The organism is Pseudoalteromonas sp. SG43-4 (genome assembly GCF_014164325.1).
Lineage (GTDB): Bacteria > Pseudomonadota > Gammaproteobacteria > Enterobacterales > Alteromonadaceae > Pseudoalteromonas > Pseudoalteromonas distincta.
The window spans coordinates 1-320 of sequence record NZ_JACJFB010000070.1 but is presented as its reverse complement, the minus strand read 5'-3'; the positions used below and the strand labels follow the sequence as shown (position 1 = coordinate 320).

Below are 320 nucleotides of genomic sequence, written 5' to 3'. Positions count from 1 at the left end.
GCCTCTAGACGATGGGGACACATAAATGTGTCACTAGGACAACTGAATTTTTAGACTCGTTTCAGGCGAGCTTTCTTAATAACACTTCACTTCCCTATTAAAAATAAGTAAGTGGCGTCCCCAAGAGATTAGTACTCTTGATAACGTCGTGCATAGAGAGTGCGGTGTCACACTGCTTTACACAATACTTAAAATAGTAAGTGGCGTCCCCAAGGGGATTCGAACCCCTGTTACCGCCGTGAAAGGGCGGTGTCCTAGGCCTCTAGACGATGGGGACACATAAATGTGTCACTAGGACAACTGAATTTTTAGACTCGTTT

1 tRNA gene is annotated in these 320 nt (G+C 44.7%); it reads right to left on the bottom strand.

Going from position 1 to position 320, the window contains the following annotated elements:
* Positions 1-201: 201 nt before the first annotated feature.
* Positions 202-277 (bottom strand) — tRNA-Glu (locus tag H5160_RS20205).
* Positions 278-320: the final 43 nt, after the last annotated feature.